This is a genomic window from Pseudomonas sp. 102515 (genome assembly GCF_031085165.1).
Classification (GTDB): domain Bacteria; phylum Pseudomonadota; class Gammaproteobacteria; order Pseudomonadales; family Pseudomonadaceae; genus Chryseomonas.
This window is the reverse complement of the sequence record NZ_JAVHTY010000001.1, coordinates 1,067,273-1,082,310: the sequence shown is the minus strand read 5'-3', so window position 1 is coordinate 1,082,310 and position 15,038 is coordinate 1,067,273. Positions and strand designations below refer to the sequence as shown.

Annotated in this window: 11 protein-coding genes; 8 read left to right on the top strand and 3 right to left on the bottom strand. The window is 66.2% G+C overall.

From position 1 onward, the window contains the following. Positions 1-138 precede the first annotated feature (138 nt). The 5 genes from tkt to RCF34_RS04910 all read left to right on the top strand — a co-directional run bounded on the left by tkt (position 139) and on the right by RCF34_RS04910 (position 8,478). Positions 139-2,223 (top strand): transketolase, encoded by a 2,085-nt coding sequence (tkt, locus tag RCF34_RS04930; RefSeq protein WP_308707149.1) that lies wholly within the window; start codon positions 139-141, stop codon positions 2,221-2,223. Then, the gene (locus tag RCF34_RS04925; RefSeq protein ID WP_308707148.1) at positions 2,220-5,039 is read left to right on the top strand and encodes a bifunctional transaldolase/phosoglucose isomerase; all 2,820 of its coding nucleotides are present in this window, start codon (positions 2,220-2,222) and stop codon (positions 5,037-5,039) included. Before tkt ends, RCF34_RS04925 begins: the two co-directional genes overlap by 4 nt. Before the next feature lie 18 nt (positions 5,040-5,057). Next, on the top strand, positions 5,058-6,035 hold the full coding sequence (gnd, locus tag RCF34_RS04920) for a phosphogluconate dehydrogenase (NAD(+)-dependent, decarboxylating) (protein ID WP_308707146.1): 978 nt from the start codon (positions 5,058-5,060) through the stop codon (positions 6,033-6,035). Positions 6,036-6,118: 83 nt separating this feature from the next. Continuing rightward, a complete protein-coding gene (gene zwf / locus RCF34_RS04915; protein ID WP_308707145.1) occupies positions 6,119-7,675 on the top strand; it encodes a glucose-6-phosphate dehydrogenase in 1,557 nt (518 codons plus the stop codon). Beyond that, positions 7,657-8,478, top strand: coding sequence for a Cof-type HAD-IIB family hydrolase (locus tag RCF34_RS04910; protein ID WP_308707144.1), 822 nt, complete (start codon positions 7,657-7,659; stop codon positions 8,476-8,478). Before zwf ends, RCF34_RS04910 begins: the two co-directional genes overlap by 19 nt. A 200-nt stretch (positions 8,479-8,678) precedes the next feature. Here the strand turns inward: RCF34_RS04910 and RCF34_RS04905 are convergent, their stop codons facing one another. After that, positions 8,679-9,581 carry a LysR family transcriptional regulator gene (locus RCF34_RS04905; protein WP_308707143.1) on the bottom strand — a complete coding sequence of 301 codons (903 nt, stop codon included), beginning with the start codon at positions 9,579-9,581 and terminating at the stop codon, positions 8,679-8,681. Positions 9,582-9,686: 105 nt separating this feature from the next. Between RCF34_RS04905 and RCF34_RS04900 the strand changes: the two genes are divergently transcribed. Both RCF34_RS04900 and RCF34_RS04895 read left to right on the top strand, forming a co-directional pair. Beyond that, positions 9,687-10,439 (top strand): SDR family NAD(P)-dependent oxidoreductase, encoded by a 753-nt coding sequence (locus RCF34_RS04900; RefSeq protein WP_308707142.1) that lies wholly within the window; start codon positions 9,687-9,689, stop codon positions 10,437-10,439. 26 nt (positions 10,440-10,465) lie between these two features. Continuing rightward, positions 10,466-11,194, top strand: coding sequence for an SDR family oxidoreductase (locus RCF34_RS04895; protein ID WP_308707141.1), 729 nt, complete (start codon positions 10,466-10,468; stop codon positions 11,192-11,194). Here the strand turns inward: RCF34_RS04895 and RCF34_RS04890 are convergent. Together RCF34_RS04890 and RCF34_RS04885 are read right to left on the bottom strand one after the other, a co-directional pair. Further along, positions 11,191-12,111 (bottom strand): LysR family transcriptional regulator, encoded by a 921-nt coding sequence (locus RCF34_RS04890; protein WP_308707140.1) that lies wholly within the window; start codon positions 12,109-12,111, stop codon positions 11,191-11,193. The two genes, RCF34_RS04895 and RCF34_RS04890, sit on opposite strands and share 4 nt — an antisense overlap. A gap of 62 nt (positions 12,112-12,173) precedes the next feature. After that, positions 12,174-13,172, bottom strand: a complete 999-nt coding sequence (locus RCF34_RS04885) for an acyltransferase (RefSeq protein ID WP_308707139.1) — start codon at positions 13,170-13,172, stop codon at positions 12,174-12,176. Between the two features lie 478 nt (positions 13,173-13,650). On the opposite strand from RCF34_RS04885, the gene RCF34_RS04880 reads away from it, so the two are divergent. Further along, on the top strand, positions 13,651-14,997 hold the full coding sequence (locus RCF34_RS04880; RefSeq protein ID WP_308707138.1) for an aspartate aminotransferase family protein: 1,347 nt from the start codon (positions 13,651-13,653) through the stop codon (positions 14,995-14,997). Positions 14,998-15,038: the final 41 nt, after the last annotated feature.

Below are 15,038 nucleotides of genomic sequence, written 5' to 3'. Positions count from 1 at the left end.
CATGCCCCCGCCGTCCCGGACCCCGTCCGGCCGCTTTGCTTTTTCTCCTAGGCGCTGCCTTTGCTGAAAACGGTTTCAGGGACCGTAAAGACCGTTTTCGCTGCGGGTGGCGTGTCTGCCAGCACGAGGACGCTTGCCATGGGTTCCACCGCACCTTCCAGCTCCAATGCCGACCAACTGACCATCAATACCATCCGTACCCTGTCCATGGACGCGGTACAGAAGGCTAACTCCGGCCACCCCGGTACGCCGATGGCCCTGGCCCCGGTCGGCCATACGCTGTGGAGCCGCTTCCTCCGCTATCACCCCGAGCATCCGGACTGGCCCAACCGCGACCGTTTCGTACTGTCGGTCGGTCATGCCTCCATGCTGCTCTATTCGCTGCTGCATCTGGCGGGCGTGAAGGAAATCGACGAACACGGCACCGCCACCGGCAAGGAAGCGGTCAGCCTCGAGGACATCAAGCAGTTCCGCCAGATGGATTCCAAGACCCCGGGCCATCCCGAGTACCGCATGACCACCGGGATCGAGACCACCACCGGTCCCCTGGGTCAGGGCTGTGGCAACAGCGTCGGCATGGCGCTGGCGCAGAAGTGGCTGGCGGCCCGCTTCAATCAGCCGGGCGTGACCCTGTTCGACTATGACGTCTACGTCCTCTGCGGCGACGGCGACATGATGGAGGGCGTCACCGGCGAGGCGGCGTCCATGGCCGGTCACCTGGGCCTGGACAACCTCTGCTGGATCTACGACAACAACACCATCAGCATCGAAGGCCACACCGAACTGGCCTTCAGCGAAGACGTGGCGGAGCGCTTCCGCGGTTATGGGTGGCATACCCTGCACGTCAAGGACGCCAACGATGCCGAAGCCCTGGCGGCCGCCTTGCATCGCTTCAAGGGCAACACCGGCAAACCGACCCTGATCGTGGTCGACAGCCTGATCGGCTATGGCGCACCCAACAAGCAGAACACCGCGGCGGCCCACGGCGAGCCCCTGGGCGCGGACGAGATCAAGCTGGCGAAGAAGGCCTATGGCTGGCCCGAGGATGCCGATTTCCTAGTGCCCGACGAAGCCCGTCACCACCTGCGTGATGCCCTGCTGGAGCGTGCCAGCGGTCTCTATGAAGACTGGAATCGTGCCTTCGATCGCCTGCGGCAGGACGATCCGCGCCGTGCCGACGAACTCCAGCGCATGCGTGCCGGGGAAATGCCGGAAGGTTGGGACGCCAAGCTGCCCGGCTTCGACACCGATGCCAAGGGCGTGGCCTCCCGTGAATCCGGTGGCAAGGCGCTCAATGCCTTTGCCCAGAACATTCCCTGGCTGGTCGGCGGGGCGGCGGACCTGGCGCCATCCACCAAGACCAATCTCAAGTTCGACGGCGCCGGCAGCTTCTCCGCCCGTGAGCCAGCGGGACGCAACATGCACTTTGGCATCCGCGAGCACGCCATGGGCTCCATCGCCAATGGCATGGCGCTCTGCTACCTGCGCAGCTTCACCGCTACCTTCCTGGTGTTCAGCGACTACATGAAGCCGCCGATCCGGCTGGCGTCCATCATGGAGCTGCCGGTGGTATTCGTCTTCACCCACGACTCCATCGGCGTCGGCGAAGACGGCCCGACCCACCAGCCCATCGAGCACCTGGCGCAGCTGCGCGCCACGCCGGGTCTGCTGACCCTGCGTCCGGGCGATGCCAACGAAACGGTGCAGGCCTGGAAGATCGCGCTGCAGCAGACCAATCGGCCTTCGTGCATGGTGCTGTCGCGCCAGCCACTGCCGACCCTGGATCGCAGCAAGTACGCCAGCGCCGAGGGCGTCGCCCAGGGTGCCTATGTGGTGGCCGATGCCGAAGGCGGCAAGCCCCAGGTGATCCTCATGGCCACCGGCAGCGAACTGGGTCTGGCGATGCAGGCCTATGAACAGCTCAAGGGCGAGGGCGTGAAGGCGCGGGTCGTCTCCATGCCCTGCTGGGAACTGTTCGAGGAGCAGGACGAGGCCTACAAGCAGTCGGTGTTGCCGGACGAGGTCCTGGGCCGCGTCGCCATTGAGCAGGCCGGTCCCTTGGGTTGGGAGCGCTACATCGGTCGCAAGGGTGCCTCGGTCACCATGAGCACCTTCGGGGCCTCGGCGCCCATCGGCAAGCTGCAGGCGAAATATGGCTACACCGTGGAGAACGTGGTCAAACTGGCCAAGGAACAGGCGCAACGTCAAGGGAGCGCCACATGAGCAATCCACTCAAACAGCTGACGGAGCAGGGCCAGGCGGTCTGGCTCGATTTCGTCAGCCGCGAGTTCCTCGCCAAGGGTGAGCTGCAAAAGCTGATCGAGCGTGACGGCCTCACCGGCGTCACCTCCAACCCGTCGATCTTCGAGAAAGCCATGGGCCACGGCAGTGACTACGACGCCAGCCTCAAGACCTTTCTGGAAAAGGCCGATGCCGAGCCGGTGGACGTCTACGAGCATCTGGCCATCGAGGACATTCAGCAGGCAGCCGACATCCTGCGGCCGGTCTATGACCGGCTCGAAGGGCGCGATGGCTACGTGAGCCTGGAAGTCTCGCCCTATCTGGCGCTGGATACCCGCGCTACCCTGGAGGAGGCGCGGCGCCTCTGGCAGGCGGTGGATCGGCCCAACCTCATGGTCAAGGTGCCCGGTACGCCCGAGGGGGCGGTGGCCATCCGCAAATTGATCGAGGAGGGGATCAACGTCAACGTGACCCTGCTGTTCGATCGCAATGCCTACATGGCGGTAGCGGAGGCCTATATCTCGGGTCTGGAAGCGCGGCTGCACCAGGGCCAGGACATCAGCCGGCTCGCCAGTGTCGCCAGCTTCTTCATCAGTCGGGTCGATGGTGTGCTGGACAAGCTGATCGACGAGCGCAAGGGCAGCGACAGCGAATTGGCCGAGTTGCGTGGCAAGGTCGCCATCGCCAATGCCAAGCTGGCCTATCAGGATTACCTGCGCCTGATCCAGTCGCCACGCTGGAAGGTGCTGGAAGCCAAGGGGGCTCATCCGCAGCGTCTGCTGTGGGCCTCCACCGGCTCCAAGGATCCGGCCTATCCCGATACCCTCTATGTCGACCAGTTGATCGGTCCGGACACCGTCAACACCATGCCGCCCAAGACCATGGACGCCTTCCGCGACCATGGCACTGCAGCCCCCATGCTGAGCACCGACATCGAAGCCGCGCAGCACGTGGTCGATGCGACTGCCCGGTTCGGCCTGGATCTCGATGGCGTGGCCAAGCGGCTGGTCAAGGACGGCGCCCGGCAATTCGAGGACGCCGCCGATGCCCTGTTGGGCGCGGTAGGGCAGAAGCGCCTCGATTTTCTCGGCGAGCGCCTGAATGCCGTGGACTATCGTTTGCCGCAAGATCTGAATGAAGCCGTCGAGGCCCGCCTCGACGAAGCGCGGCGTGAAGGCTGGTCGCGTCGGCTGTGGCAAGGCGACGCCTCGCTCTGGACGGGACGCGACGAAGACCAATGGGTCGGGTGGCTGGCGGCCGCCCAGGGGCGTCAGGCCGATCCCGCCGCCCTGGGGGCCTTGACCGACGCCGTTCGCAAAGAAGGCCTGGATACCGTGGTGCTACTGGGCATGGGCGGTTCGAGCCTGGGGCCGGAGGTACTGGCCAATACCTTGGGTACCGCCGCGGGCGGACTCGACCTCAAGGTGCTGGATTCCACCGACCCGGCGCAGATCGCCGCGTTGGAGGAGCAGGTGGACCTGCACAAGACGTTGTTCCTGGTTTCGAGCAAATCCGGCTCGACCCTGGAGCCGGAAATCCTGCGGGCCTACTTCCACAAGGCGGTCGAGCAGGCGCTAGGTGCGGAAGCGGCACGGCGACGGTTCGTCGCCATCACCGATCCCGGCTCCAAGCTCGAAGCCAGTGCAATGGCCGAGGGCTACCGTGCCATCTTCCAGGGCGATCCCCATATCGGCGGGCGCTACTCGGTGCTGTCGGTATTCGGCATGGTACCCCTGGCGCTGCTCGGGCATTCGGTGGCCGACTTCTTCCAGGTGACCCAGCCCATGGTGCTGGCTTGCAGCCCCAGTGCGCCACCTGCCATCAATCCCGGCATCCGCCTGGGCGTGGTCCTCGGCGAAGCGGTGCGCGCCGGACGTGACAAGGTTACCCTGATCGCCTCGCCTGGCGTCGCCAGCCTGGGCGCCTGGCTGGAGCAGTTGCTGGCCGAAAGCACCGGCAAGCAGGGCAAGGGCATCATCCCGGTGGACCTGGAGCCGCTTGGCAGTCCAGACGTCTATGGTACGGATCGGGTGTTCGTCAGCCTGGTGCTGGCCGGCGAGGAAGACGCCGAACGTGACAGTCGTCTCCAGGCCTTGGCCGCGGTCGGACATCCGGTGGTGGATATCCGCCTCGCCCGTGCCGAGCTGATCGGTCAGGAGTTCTTCCGCTGGGAGATGGCCACCGAAGTGGCCGGCGCCGTCATCGGCATCAATCCCTTCGATCAGCCCGACGTGGAGGCCAGCAAGGTCAAGACCCGGGCGCTCACCGAGGGTTATGAGCGCGAGGGGCGTCTGGCCGGCGACGAGCCGTTACTGGAGGAGGGCACCCTGACCCTGTTCGGCGATGCCGACCTGCAAGGGCAGGACACCGCCCGCGCGGCGATCAAGGCGCACCTGGCACGCCTGCAGCCCGGCGACTACCTGGCGGTACTGGCCTATCTCGAGCGCAATGCCGTGCACGAGGAGGCCTTGGGCGCCATGCGTGATAGCATTCGCGACAGCAAGCGCGTAGCGACCGTCGGCGGCTTCGGCCCCCGCTTTTTGCACTCCACGGGGCAGGCCTACAAGGGCGGTCCCAACTCGGGTGTGTTCATCCAGATTACCGCCGATGCCCAGAACGACCTGGAGATTCCAGGGCGGAGTCTGAGCTTTGGAGTCGTCGAGGCCGCCCAGGCCAAGGGCGACCTCGAGGTGCTGGCCGAACGGGGACGGCGCTACCTGCGCGTGCATATCAAGGGCGGCGACATCGACGCCGGCCTGCAACAAATCGTCGAACTGGTCGAGGCGGCGGTCGCCTGACCTCAAGGAGTCATCAGCATGCAATTGGGAATCATCGGACTGGGCCGCATGGGCGGCAACATCGCACGGCGTTTGATGAAGCATGGGCATGAAGTCGCGGTCTATGACCGCAGTGCCGAAACCGTGGCCGGCCTCGGCAAGGAGGGCGCCACCACCGCCGACAGCCTGGACGGTGTCATCGCCGCCCTGGCGCAGCCGCGGGCCATCTGGGTCATGCTGCCCGCCGGCGAGCCGACCGAGCAGACCATCGCCGAGCTGGCCGACCGCCTGGCTCCCGGTGACGTCATCATCGATGGTGGCAACACCTACTACAAGGACGACATCCGCCGTGCCAAGCACCTGGCCGAGAAGGGCATCGACTATGTCGACGTCGGCACCTCCGGTGGTGTCTGGGGCCTGGAGCGCGGCTACTGCATGATGATCGGCGGCAAGTCCGAGGCCGTCGAGCGCCTGGAACCCATCTTCGAGGCCCTGGCCCCCGGCTATGGCAGCATCGAACGTACCCGCGGCCGCAATGCCCCGGACGAGCGTGCCGAGCGTGGCTTCATCTTCACCGGTCCGGCCGGCTCGGGTCACTTCGTCAAGATGGTGCACAACGGCATCGAATACGGCCTGATGCAGGCCTACGCCGAGGGCTTCGACATCCTCAAGATGAAGAACAGCGAGAAGCTACCGGAAGACGAGCGTTTCGACCTGGACCTGGCCGACATCGCCGAAGTCTGGCGCCGTGGCAGCGTGGTGTCCTCCTGGCTGTTGGACCTGACCGCCCAGGCCCTGGCCGGCGACGTGGCCCTGGAGAAGTTCTCCGGTTCGGTGGCCGACAGCGGCGAAGGTCGCTGGACCATCGAAGCCGCCATCGAGGAATCGGTACCGGTCAACGTCCTGTCCGCCGCCCTCTATGCACGCTTCCGCTCCCGCCAGCAGGCCACCTACGCCGACAAGCTCTTGTCGGCCATGCGCTTCGGCTTCGGCGGCCACGTCGAAATCCCGCAGTAAAACCCTGGCCGTTCCCCTGTGGAGCGGCCACGGGCCGCGTCCCGGGGGACGGCACCAGCCGCCCTCGTGGATAAGGCCCTGTCATGACCGATTCTCCTGCCGTCACCCCCAGCACCGCTTCCCAAGGGCGACGCTCCTGCACCAAGGCGCCCACTGCACCGCCGGCCACGCTGTTCCTCTTCGGCGCCAATGGCGACCTGGTCAAGCGACTGCTGATCCCCTCGCTGTACAACCTCCTGCGTGACGGTCTGCTCGATGACCGTACCCAGATCATCGGCGTAGACCATAACCCCAACACCGACGAGGGCTTTGCCGACCGGCTGGAGGCCTTCATCCGCGATCAGGCCGAAGCCAAGGGCAAGTCCCGTGACGAGGCACTGGATGCCGAGCTGTGGGGCCAGCTGCGCGGTCGCATCCGCTATCTGCAAGGCGACTTCCTCGAGGACGCCACCTATGCGGCGGTGGGCGAACGTATCGCCCGGGCCGAGACCGACAACGCGGTCTTCTACCTGGCCACCGCCGCGCGCTTCTTTGGCGATGTGGCCGAGCGCCTGGGCAAGGCCGGTCTGCTGGAAGAGCGCGAAGACGCCTATCGCCGGCTGGTGGTGGAGAAGCCCTTCGGCGCCGACCTGGCCAGCGCCCAGGCGCTGAACCAGCGCCTGCTGGCGAACATGGAAGAGGAGCAGATCTATCGGATCGACCACTACCTGGGCAAGGAGACGGTGCAGAACATCCTGGTCAGCCGTTTCTCCAACGCCCTGTTCGAGTCGTTCTGGAACAACCACTACATCGACCACGTGCAGATCACCGCGGCGGAAACCGTGGGCGTGGAGTCGCGTGGCGATTTCTACGAGAAGACCGGCACCCTGAGGGATATGGTGCCCAACCACCTGTTCCAGCTGCTGGCCATGGTCGCCATGGAGCCGCCGGCGTCCTTCAATGCCACCTCGGTGCGTGACGAGAAGGCCAAGGTGGTCGGCGCCATCCGGCCCCAGACCACCGAAGAGGCCCTGGCCAATTCGGTGCGTGGCCAGTACGCCGCGGGGACGATGAATGACAAGCCCGTCAAAGGCTATCGCGAGGAAGAGCGAGTCGATCCGCAAAGCCAGACCGAGACCTATGTGGCGCTCAAGCTGTTCGTCGACAATTGGCGCTGGGCCGGGGTGCCCTTCTACCTGCGCACCGGCAAGCGCCTGACCGCGCGCGACACCGAGATCGCCATCTGCTTCAAGCACGCGCCCTACGCCCAGTTCCGCGATACCAAGATCGACCGGATGCGGCCCAACTACCTGATCATCCAGATCCAGCCCGATGAGGGCATGTGGTTCGACTTCCACGCCAAGCGCCCAGGTCCGCTGGTGGAGCTGGAGAACATCCGTATGGGCTTCGCCTACAGCGACTTCTTCGAGATGCAGCCGTCCACCGGCTACGAAACCCTGATCTACGATTCCCTGATCGGCGACCAGACGCTGTTCCAGCGCGCCGACAACATCGAGAATGGCTGGCGCGCCGTGCAACCGTTCCTCGACGCCTGGCGGCAGGGCGGTGAAGTCGAAAGCTACGCCGCGGGCAGTGCCGGTCCCGCCGGTGCCGATGAACTTCTGCAAAAGGACGGCCGCTCATGGCATCCGCTGATCTGACCCCCATCGACCTGCTGGTGTCGGATATCGACGGCACCCTGGTGCGTGACGACAAGTGCCTGAGCGAGGCGGTGATCGCCGCCGTTGAGCGGCTGCAGGCGGCTGGCAAGGCCATTACCCTGGTCAGCAGCCGCCCCCCGCGGGCGCTGCTGCCATTGGTGCGGCAACTGGGCATCCACCAGGCGGTGGCCGGGTTCAACGGCGGTAACCTCGTGGAAGCGGATGGCACCCTGATCCGCGCCCATCGGCTGGCGGAGAACGTTACCCGTCAGGTGCTGGAGCGCCTGGACCGCGAGGCCTTCGAGGTCTGGCTGTTCGCCGACGACCTCTGGCTGACCCGCGATGCACAGGGCCCCTACGTCCCGCGTGAGACCCGGGCGCTGGGGTATGGGCCGACCGTGGTGGCGTCCTTCGAGCCCTACCTGGATCGCGTCGACAAGATCGTTGCCGCCGGCAGTGATCACGCAGGCCTCGAAGCCCTGGAAGGCGAGTTGGGCGAGCAGTTAGGGGAGGGCGCCACGGTGTTGCGTTCCCAGCTCTACTATCTGGACATCACCCACCCTAAGGCCAACAAGGGCGACGCCCTGCTCGAGCTGGCCCAGGCCGCGGGCGTACCCGTGTCGCGTACGGCGGCCATCGGTGATGGCAGCAACGACGTCCCCATGTTCCGCCAGGCCGGCCTGGCCATCGCCATGGGCCAGGCTGGTGCGACGGTGCGGGAGGCAGCCGACCGGGTCACCGCCAGCAACCAAGAGGATGGCCTGGCCCAGGCCATCGATCGGTGGATCCTGGGGACCGGATGACTCGCGGATGATGTTGGGCTTCGCCGCGCTCAACCCAACCTACGCGTCCTGTAGGTTGGGTCGAGGCGGGAGCCCAACAGGGCTCACCCAGGACCATGTGGAAGAAGGCCGCGCCTTTTACCACCCCGCGCCAGGGCCCTTCTGTGCGCCCCTTCTCCCTCCGGGATAGGGCGGGGGTGAGGGCGACCCCAAACCTCGTGCTACCCCTCGTTCTGCTCCCGATACCCCCGCACATGCTCCACCAGCGCCCGCAGCTTGGGCGCCAGGTTGTGGCGGTTCGGATAATAGAGGTAGAAGCCGGGAAAGGGCGGCAGATAGTCCTCCAGCACCCGCTCCAGTTCGCCGCGCGCCAGATAGGGCCGGAAGGTGTCCTCCATGCCAAAGGTGATGCCGCCACCGGCCAGCGCGGTGCGTACCATCAGCAGCATGTCGTTGGTGGTGATCCGTGGCGCGACGGCCACGTCGAAGGCGCGACCCTGCTCGCTGAATTCCCAGCGCCAGGGCGCCACCTCCGGTGCCGGGCGCCAGCCGATGCAGCGGTGGTCCGCCAGGTCGCGTGGGTGCTCAGGCCGGCCATGCCGGGCGAAGTAGGCCGGGGTCGCCACCGCCACTTCGCGCTGTGGACCGGTCACCGGGATGGCGACCATGTCCTGCTCGATCACCTCGCCCAGCCGTACCCCGGCATCGAAGCCCCGCTCGACGATATCGAATTCCTCGTCGGTGACGGTGATGTCCAGGGTCACCTCGGGATAGGCCTCGACGAAGCGTGCCAGCAGCGGGCCATCGAGAAAGCGTTCGGCGATGGAGGTGACCGCGACCCGCAGGAGACCACGAGGCGGCCCGGCGGAACTGGCGTCTTCTAGGGCTCCGAGCAGGCCGCCTAGGGGCCCGGCGACCTGGCGGTGCAGGTGCTCGCCGGCCTCGGTGAGGCGCACGCTGCGCGTGGTGCGCTGGACCAGCGAACTGCCCAGCTCGTCCTCCAGGCGGCGGATGGCCTGGCTCACTGCCGAGCGACTGACGCCCAGACGATCCGCTGCCACGCGGAAATTCTCGGCCGTCGCCACCACGACGAAGACCTTCAGCAGATTCAGATCCGTTTGCATTGGTAAGTCCTGCTAACCACGGTAGTCAGAAGCTAGTGAGTTATCACGACAATGGATGCCCGCTAAGGTGGTGGCAAGTCTTATCGCCACCTGCAGGAGCCTGTCATGAGCCCTTTCGCCACCTCCTACGATCTTTCCGGCAAGGTCGCCCTCGTCACCGGGGCCGCTCGCGGCATCGGCCTCGCCACCGCCGAACTGCTGCGTAGCCGCGGCGCCTGTATCGTCGCCAGCGATCTGTCCGAGTCGGTGCTGCAATTGGCCGACGACGACGTCCTGGCGCTGGCCGGTGACGTCGCCGACGAGGCCTTCGCCGAGCAGTCGGTGTCGGCCGCCCTGGCGCGGTTCGGTCGCCTCGACATCCTGGTCGCCAACGCCGGTCGCACCCTCAATCAGGCGCTGGACGCCACCGAGCTCGCCGACTACGAGCGCATTCAGCAGGGCAATGCCCGCGGTGTCTTTCTTGCCGCCCGGGCGGCCCTGGCGCCGATGCGTGAGGCTGGCGGCGGAGCCATGGTCGCGGTGTCCTCGGTATCGGCGCGGGTCGGCTTCGCCACCCAGGCCGCCTATGCCGCCTCCAAGGCCGCCGCCGCCCAGCTCATGCGGGTGGTGGCGGTGGAACAGGGGCGTCACGGCATCCGGGCCAACGCCGTGCTGCCCGGGGTGATCGACACCGACATCCTGGACGGCGTGGCCGACGACGGCCGGGCCCTGCTGCGCAGCTATGGCCCGGCGCATCCACTCGGCCGCATCGGCCAACCGGAGGAGGTGGCCGAGGTCATCGCCTTCCTCGTCTCGCCCGCGGCGAGCTTCATCACTGGTGCCGAGGTGCTGGTGGACGGCGGCTACACCGCCCAGTAACCCCCATTCTTCAAGAGGATCATTCCATGGCTATCGACAAGGTCGTACTCATCACCGGCGCCTCCAGTGGCATAGGCGCGGGCATCGCCCGCGAACTGGGCGCGGCCGGCTGCAAGCTCTTGCTCGGCGCGCGCCGTAGCGAGCGGCTGGAGGCCCTGGCGGCCGAGATCAACGCCGCGGGCGGCGAAGCCTTCTGCCGCCGGCTGGATGTCACCGACCGCGCCGACATGGCCGCCTTCGCCGAGGCGGCCCGTGAGCGCTGGGGCCGGGTGGACGTCATCGTCAACAATGCTGGGGTCATGCCGCTGTCGCCCCTGGCCTCGCTCAAGACCGAAGAGTGGATGCAGATGGTCGACGTCAACATCAAGGGCGTGCTCAACGGTATTGCCGCGGTGCTGCCGGAATTCACCGCGCGCGGCGCTGGCCACGTCATCAACCTGGGCTCCATCGGCGCCCTGTCGGTGGTGCCCACGGCGGCGGTCTATTGCGCCACCAAGCATGCGGTGCGAGCGATCTCGGAAGGCTTGCGCCAGGAGCGTGACGACCTGCGGGTCACCTGCATCCATCCGGGTGTGGTGGAAAGCGAGCTGGCCTCGACCATCACCGATCCGGCGGCGCGAGCGATGATGGACAGCTACCGCGCCATCGCCCTGCAACCCGACGCCATTGGCCGGGCGGTACGCTACGCCATCGAGCAGCCAGACGACGTGGACGTCAACGAGATCGTCGTCCGTCCGACGCGCAGCGCCAACTAGACCGTTTCGGCCAGGGCTTCGAGAAAGCGCTCCAGCACCAGATTCGGTCGCCGGCCCTTGCGGGTGACGGCGGCCAGGGTGGTGTCGAAGTGGAAGCGCCCGGGATCGAGGGCGCGCAACTGGCCCTGGGCCACCCAGGGTTGGGCGACGTGGTCGGGCAGGTAGCCGATGTAGCAGCCGGTGAGGATGAGAAAGGCCACGCCTTCGCGATCCGAGGCCCGCGCCGTGCAGTTCAGTGCGGCGTGGCGCTCGTGGCCGTCCTGGTTGAGGAGGTGATTGGGGCCAACGGCGTCCTGAGCGGCCAGGAGGCCTTCGTCCAGCGCCGCGTCGGCCACCTCGAACAGCGGATGGCTGCGGCTGCAATAGAGCAGGGCGCGCTCTTCGTAGAGCGGCAGGTAGTCCAGCCCGGCCAGGGCATTGATCAGCGGCAGCACGCCCAGGTGCAGGTGGCCGTCGAGCACGCCGGTCTCGATCTCGCCGGGCAGGGTCATGCCGATGTTGACCACCACCCCCGGCGCGGCGTGCTTGAGGGCGGCCAGGGCATGGGTGATGCGCATGCGCGGCTGCGTCACCAGGTTGTTGATGATGCCCAGGTTCAGCTCGCCACGCAGGTGCTGGTGCAGCTGGTTGACCTCGCTGCGAAAGCCTTCCAGGGCGGCGAACAGCGACTGGCTGGCCTTGAGCACCTCGCGGCCTTCGTCGGTCAGGGAGAAGCCGGCGCGGCCGCGTTGGCAGAGGCGCATGCCCAGGCGTTTTTCCAGGTCGTTCATGTGCAGGCTGATGGCCGAGCGGGTGATACCCAGCCGGCCTTCGGCGGCGGTGAAGCTGCCGCATTCCACCACCGTCTTGAACAGTCGCAGCAGGCGGATCTCGAAATCGCCGACCTGGGCGAGCAGGGCCTTGCGCGTCGTCTTCATGGCTGCCACCGCAAATGCGGGACAGCATAAGGCGCCGTCGGAAGCGGCGCCAGCGACCGGTTTCAGGCGCCGATCAGTACCCGGCTGCGCTGCTGGCTGACCTGCTTGACCACCCAGACCGCGGCGATGCAGCAGAGCAGGGTGATCAGCGTCAGGCACAGGCGGGTGCCCAGGTACTGGGCGAAGTTCTGCTCACCCAGCAGGCGACCCAGCACGCGATAGGCGCCAGCGAGATAGCCGTGCAGGAAGTAGATGGCGAAGCTGTAGGCGCCGAGCAGCCCCATGCCCCTGGCCAGACGGCTGTCGGCACGTCCCGGTGCCTTGACCGGCTGGCTGAAGACGGCGAACAGCAACAGGCACAGTGCCAGTTTCTGCAGCCCGTAGAAGGCACTGTCGAGCACTGCCGCGCCGCTCAGCAGCACCAGAGCCGCCAGCAGCCAGTAACGCGCCTGGGGCCGTTGCAGCCGCTCACGCTGTTCGCAGGCCAGCATGCCGCAGAGGTAGATCGGCAGGAAATGCAGGGCCGCCAGCAGCGGGTCGGCATCGTTGGCCGGGCGATCGGACACCAGGAAATACAGCAGGCCGACCATGGTCGCCGCCGGTAGCAGGCCGCGCTTGACGATCCATTCCAAGACCGGCGCGAGCAGGAAGATCAGCGTCAGCGCTGGAATGAACCACAGCGGACCCAGGTGGGCGCCAGTGGCCAGCAACAGGGCAGTCTGGGCGAAGGGCGGCCAGCCATGGAAGGCGTTCATGTCGATCCACTCGTGTTCCTGCTTGAGGCCGGAGACATAGAGCAGCACGGCGGGGATCGAGATCAGCAGATAGGGGAGGATGACGTTCTGCAGCTTCTTGCCCAGATAGACCTGGTAGCTGTACTTGCCGAGGTTGTAGCGAAAGAAGAAGCCCGAGAGCGCGACGAAGATGCAGGTGGTTTCCAGCGACAGCAGATTCAGGGCGATCTGCTGATGTTCGGTGGTCCGGTAGCTGCCCACGGTCATGTGGTGGAAAACGATGAGAACGGCCGCCAGGCCGCGGATCCAGTTGAGCTGAATCAGCATGGGAGAGGTTTCCTTGAGGAATAGCTAAACCGCGCGCTCCGCCTCGGGAGAGGGGCACGGGTTGGCGAAAGCGGAAAGTTGGCTACGCGGCAGAGACGGCGGACAGGCTACCGCGCCCGGCTGGACTACGCGCCGGGAAGAGAGGTGAGGCGACGAGGCCTCGGCGCCACGGGACTACGGTGGCAGGCGGCCAGCTTAAAGTGTTTCAGGCAAGTTACTGATTACTAATCAATTTTATTGTTTTCAAGATGTTTCCGTGGCGTCGAATTGGCACGGATAATCGCGTTTGGAAAGCGCTTTTCATCAATCCATGACGGCGTGAGTTGGCATTGTTCTCCTTTGCCAGTCTTTCTCGCCTGGCCGATTGAAACGAAAATTTGGTGAGGATTCATATGTCCATGCGCGAGAAAAAAACCATTTAACTCACGCAAGACCGGGCGCATCCTGCAGGTTCAACGTCACCGCCCGAGACCCCGTCATGAACCAGCCGCTGACCGTTTCCCCACCTGTCGCCGCCCAGCTCAACCTGCGCGCTCACTGGATGCCCTTCACCGCCAATCGCGCCTTCCAGAAGGATCCGCGCATCGTGGTGGCCGCCGAGGGCAGCTGGCTGATCGACGACCAGGGGCGGCGTATCTATGACAGCCTCTCCGGACTCTGGACCTGCGGCGCCGGTCACTCGCGCAAGGAGATCCAGGAGGCCGTGGCGCGTCAGCTGGGCACCCTCGACTATTCGCCGGGCTTCCAGTACGGCCATCCGCTGTCCTTCCAGCTGGCCGAAAAGATGGCCGAGCTGACCCCGGCGGGTCTGGACCATGTCTTCTTCACCGGCTCGGGTTCCGAGAGCGCGGACACCTCGGTCAAGCTGGCGCGGGCCTACTGGCGCATCAAGGGTCAACCGGCCAAGACCAAGCTGATCGGCCGGGCCCGCGGCTACCACGGCGTCAACATCGCCGGCACCAGCCTGGGCGGCATCGGCGGTAACCGGAAGCTGTACGGCTCCTTCATGGACGTCGACCATCTGCCCCATACCCTGCAACCGGGCATGGCCTTCACCAAGGGCATGGCCGAGACCGGCGGCGTCGAGCTGGCCAACGAGCTGCTCAAGCTGATCGAGCTGCACGATGCCTCCAACATCGCGGCCGTCATCGTCGAGCCCATGTCCGGTTCGGCCGGGGTGATCGTGCCGCCGGTGGGCTATCTGCAGCGCCTGCGCGAGATCTGCACCCAGCACGACATCCTGCTGATCTTCGACGAGGTCATCACCGCCTTTGGCCGCATGGGTCGCCACACCGGCGCCGAATTCTTCGGCGTGACGCCGGACATCATGAACGTGGCCAAGCAGGTCACCAACGGCGCCGTGCCCCTGGGCGCGGTGATCGCCAGCAGCGCCATCTACGACACCTTCATGAACCAGGCCACGCCTGAGCACATGGTCGAGTTTCCCCATGGCTACACCTATTCGGCCCATCCGGTGGCCTGTGCCGCGGGTCTGGCGGCGCTGGAACTCATGGCGCGGGAGAACCTGGTGCAACAGGCCGCCGAGCTGGCGCCCAGGTTCGAAGCCTCGCTGCATGGCCTCAAGGGCGCCAGGCACGTGGTGGACATCCGCAACTGCGGCCTGGCCGGTGCCCTGCAGCTCGCCCCGCGCGACGGCGATGCGGTGATCCGCCCGTTCGAGGCCGGCATCGCCCTGTGGAAGGCCGGCTTCTATGTGCGCTTCGGCGGCGACACCCTGCAGTTCGGGCCTACCTTCAACGCGAGGATCGAAGACCTGGACCGGGTCTTCGCCGCGGTCGGTGATGTCCTCAATCGCCTCGACTGACCCCCTTTCCGGCGCTTCCCATAGGAAGCGCCCATCCCTCG

Coding starts and splice junctions, on each gene's coding strand:
- tkt (WP_308707149.1), top strand. CDS start 139: ATGGGTTCCACCGCACCTTCCAGCTCCAATGCCGACCAACTGACCATC.
- RCF34_RS04925 (WP_308707148.1), top strand. CDS start 2,220: ATGAGCAATCCACTCAAACAGCTGACGGAGCAGGGCCAGGCGGTCTGG.
- gnd (WP_308707146.1), top strand. CDS start 5,058: ATGCAATTGGGAATCATCGGACTGGGCCGCATGGGCGGCAACATCGCA.
- zwf (WP_308707145.1), top strand. CDS start 6,119: ATGACCGATTCTCCTGCCGTCACCCCCAGCACCGCTTCCCAAGGGCGA.
- RCF34_RS04910 (WP_308707144.1), top strand. CDS start 7,657: ATGGCATCCGCTGATCTGACCCCCATCGACCTGCTGGTGTCGGATATC.
- RCF34_RS04905 (WP_308707143.1), bottom strand. CDS start 9,581: ATGCAAACGGATCTGAATCTGCTGAAGGTCTTCGTCGTGGTGGCGACG.
- RCF34_RS04900 (WP_308707142.1), top strand. CDS start 9,687: ATGAGCCCTTTCGCCACCTCCTACGATCTTTCCGGCAAGGTCGCCCTC.
- RCF34_RS04895 (WP_308707141.1), top strand. CDS start 10,466: ATGGCTATCGACAAGGTCGTACTCATCACCGGCGCCTCCAGTGGCATA.
- RCF34_RS04890 (WP_308707140.1), bottom strand. CDS start 12,111: ATGAAGACGACGCGCAAGGCCCTGCTCGCCCAGGTCGGCGATTTCGAG.
- RCF34_RS04885 (WP_308707139.1), bottom strand. CDS start 13,172: ATGCTGATTCAGCTCAACTGGATCCGCGGCCTGGCGGCCGTTCTCATC.
- RCF34_RS04880 (WP_308707138.1), top strand. CDS start 13,651: ATGAACCAGCCGCTGACCGTTTCCCCACCTGTCGCCGCCCAGCTCAAC.